Annotated in this window: 4 protein-coding genes; 2 read left to right on the top strand and 2 right to left on the bottom strand. The window is 68.6% G+C overall.

Going from position 1 to position 3,181, the window contains the following annotated elements:
- Positions 1-87: 87 nt before the first annotated feature.
- Positions 88-1,767 carry a glucose-6-phosphate isomerase gene (gene pgi, locus J7E68_RS15300; protein WP_215174021.1) on the bottom strand — a complete coding sequence of 560 codons (1,680 nt, stop codon included), beginning with the start codon at positions 1,765-1,767 and terminating at the stop codon, positions 88-90.
- A 122-nt stretch (positions 1,768-1,889) separates the two neighbouring features.
- Between pgi and J7E68_RS15295 the strand changes: the two genes are divergently transcribed.
- Positions 1,890-2,222 carry a hypothetical protein gene (locus J7E68_RS15295; protein WP_215174019.1) on the top strand — a complete coding sequence of 111 codons (333 nt, stop codon included), beginning with the start codon at positions 1,890-1,892 and terminating at the stop codon, positions 2,220-2,222.
- Between the two features lies 1 nt (position 2,223).
- On the opposite strand, the gene J7E68_RS15290 is transcribed toward J7E68_RS15295, so the two are convergent.
- Positions 2,224-2,835: an NAD(P)H-dependent oxidoreductase gene (locus tag J7E68_RS15290; RefSeq protein WP_215174016.1), complete on the bottom strand. Its 612-nt coding sequence runs from the start codon at positions 2,833-2,835 to the stop codon at positions 2,224-2,226.
- A 105-nt stretch (positions 2,836-2,940) separates the two neighbouring features.
- On the opposite strand from J7E68_RS15290, the gene J7E68_RS15285 reads away from it, so the two are divergent.
- The coding region (locus tag J7E68_RS15285; RefSeq protein ID WP_215174014.1) for a hypothetical protein at positions 2,941-3,181 on the top strand (241 nt) is incomplete at its 3' end.

The raw sequence follows: 3,181 nt of genomic DNA, 5'->3' as shown, positions 1-3,181 counted from the left end.
GCACGGGAAGCGGAGTGCCCTTGGGACCACGGACAGAAGAAGGCCCCCCGGGCGAAGCCCGGGGGGCCTTCTGCGTCCCCCGCCCGATTACGTCCGGTTCGCGCGGTAGTACGCCAGCAGCGCCCTGGTCGAGGCATCCTGTCCGTCGATCGCCGCCTGGTCGCCGCCGATCGCAGGCGCGATCTGCATCGCGAGCTGCTTGCCGAGCTCGACGCCCCACTGGTCGAACGAGTTGATGCCCCAGATCGTGCCCTGGGTGAAGGTGATGTGCTCGTAGAGGGCGATGAGCTGACCGAGCACCTGCGGGGTCAGCGCGGGGGCGAAGATCGAGGTCGTCGGCCGGTTGCCCGCGAACGTGCGCGCGGCGACGAGCGCGCCGGTCGTGCCCTCGGCCTCGACCTCGTCTGCCGTCTTGCCGAACGCGAGGGCCTTGGTCTGGGCGAGGAAGTTCGCGAGGAACAGCTCGTGCACGTCCTGTCCGCCGTCGCTCAGCGGGTACGCCGGGTTCGCGAACGCGATGAAGTCGGCGGGGATCAGCCGGGTGCCCTGGTGGATGAGCTGGTAGAACGCGTGCTGACCGTTGGTGCCCGGCTCGCCCCAGAACACCTCGCCGGTGTCGGTGGTGACGGGGGTGCCGTCCCAGCGCACCGACTTGCCGTTGGATTCCATGGTGAGCTGCTGCAGATAGGCGGGGAAGCGGCTCAGCTGCTGCGCATAGGGCAGCACCGCGTGCGACTGCGCCCCGTGGAAGTTGCCGTACCAGACGTTGAGGAGGCCCATCAGCACCGGGACGTTGCGGGCGAGAGGCGTCGTTCGCACATGCTCGTCGACGGCGTGGAACCCGGCCAGCAGGTCGCGGAAGACGTCGGGACCCAGCGCGACCGCCAGCGACAGCCCGATCGCGGAGTCGACCGAGTACCGGCCGCCCACCCAGTCCCAGAATCCGAACGCGTTCGCCGGGTCGATCCCGAAGGCGGCGACCTTGTCGAGAGCGGTCGACACGGCCACGAAGTGGTGGGCGACGGCGTCGGTGCGCGCGTCGTCGCTGTCGGAGAGTGCTCCGGATGCCGTGAGGCCGGCCCACAGCCAATCGCGCGCGAGACGGGCGTTGGTGAGCGTCTCGAGGGTGGTGAAGGTCTTCGACGCGACGATGAAGAGCGTCGTCTCGGGGTCGAGGTCGGCGGTCTTCTGGGCGAGGTCGGTCGGGTCGATGTTCGACACGAACCGCGCCTCGATGCCGGCATCCGCATAGGGCTTGAGCGCCTCGTAGACCATCACAGGTCCGAGGTCGGAGCCGCCGATGCCGATGTTGACGACGTGCGTGACCTTCTTGCCGGTGAGGCCGAGCCAGTCGCCTCCGCGGACCCTCGTCGCGAAGGCGCTCAGGGCGTCGAGGACTCCCCGCACGTCAGCATCGACATCCTGCCCGTCGACGACGAGCGCGGGGGAGGCGCCGGCGGGGCGACGCAGAGCCGTGTGCAGCACGGCCCGGTCTTCGGAGGTGTTGAGGTGGGCGCCCTCGAGCATCGCGGCGTAGCGCTCGGCGACGCCGGTCTGCTCGGCGAGGCGCAGGAGCGCGTCGAGGATCTCGTCGGTCACGAGGTTCTTCGAGAGGTCGACGTGGAGGTCGGCCAGCGGGAACGACAGCCGCTCGGCGCGGGTCGCGTCGGCGGCGAACCACCCGCGCAGATCGGCAGTGGTCGACTCCCTCAGTGAGGAGAGTTCGGACCAGGCGGACGTGGTTGTCGGATCGACGGGAGCGGTCATGGATCCACGGTACTGCCGCGCGCCACCTGATGGCCTCGGGATGACGCCGGGCGACGTGTCGGACAGGTGACGATGTCGCGCGCGTGCACGCGGGAGCGCGCGCACGGGGTACGGTTTCCTTCATGGGAAGACTGCGGTATGACGGCACCTCGGAGCCGATCCTCATCGACGACGAGACGCTCGCGCATCTGAAGGTCATCGTCGGAACGAAGCTGCGCCGCCAGGAGAGCTTCATGATGACGTGGCTGCCTCGAGAAGGCGGCGACCCCGGGCGCCTGACGGTGTGGATCCACCCGGCGATCCCGCTGCAGTTCCTGTTCACCTCGGCGGACCCGCAGAACATCGAGAAGCACCGCATCGAGGAGATGATGCACGCCCTCAATGCGAGCGGCGAGCTCGTGATCGACGACTACGTGCAGCCGCGCGTCGTCCACGGCCGTAAAGCCGGAGCCTGAGCTACTCGGCCGGGTAGCCGTCGGTCTTGAGCAGGCGGGCCAGCTGCGCCGCGTTGCGTGCGGCCGTCGCCGTGGCCTGCGCGACCTTCTCGGGCGTCGAGTCGAGGTCTTTGTAGTCCACGGTCTGCATCGCCTCGCCGTTCCAGTAGACCGAGCCCTGCGCCGGCACCGAGTATCCGACGTCGTTCAACGACTGGAACAGGATCGCCGCGATGTGGTGGGCGCCGTCCTCGTTGCCGACGATGCCGGCGATGGCGACCTTGTCGAACAGGATCGGCCGCCCGTCGTCGTCCGTCTCGCTCAGCTCGGCGTCGAGCCTCTCGAGCACGCGCTGGGCGACGCTCGAATGCTGCCCCATCCAGGTCGGGGTGAGGAACACGAGGATGTCGGCGGCGCGCACCTTCTCGCGCAGCGCGGGCCACTGGTCATCGCCGCCCATGTCGGCCTCGACACCGGGGCTGATCACGTGGTCGACGGCGCGCACGGCCTCACCGGTGACCCCGTGCTCGGCGAGGGCCGCGAGGAGCTGGGATCCGAGGAGGTCGGAGCTCGACTCGGCAGGAGACGGCTTGAGTGTGCAGGAGGTCGCGATGGCTGTCAGTGATGCGCTCATGCCTGAACGAAATCAGGGTTAGCGGCGACGGACCAGGGGCTTCCGTCCTGGGGGTGTCTGCGCTACAAGGTATCGTTGAGGGCGGCCGCTACGACAGGAGATCCCGTGATCCTCAGCTTCATCTTCTTCATGATCCTCTTCCTCGGAGGCATCTGGCTCATGGGACTGGCTCAGTCGCTCGAGGATTTCCAGGCGATCGTCTTCGTCGCGGGCCTGCTCATCACCAGCCTGTCGCTCGCGTTCATGATGCGTGCGGGCGGATCGGCCACCCGCCGCAAGGACAACTGGTCGGGCAACGCACCCGCGGAGTCAGCTTCGCCGGGCGAGTCGCGCTTCGAGTGTCGCC

This window comes from Microbacterium sp. ISL-103 (genome assembly GCF_018613995.1).
GTDB lineage: Bacteria > Actinomycetota > Actinomycetes > Actinomycetales > Microbacteriaceae > Microbacterium.
The sequence above is the reverse complement of the archived record's forward strand: the minus strand, read 5'-3'. Positions and strand labels throughout refer to the sequence as shown.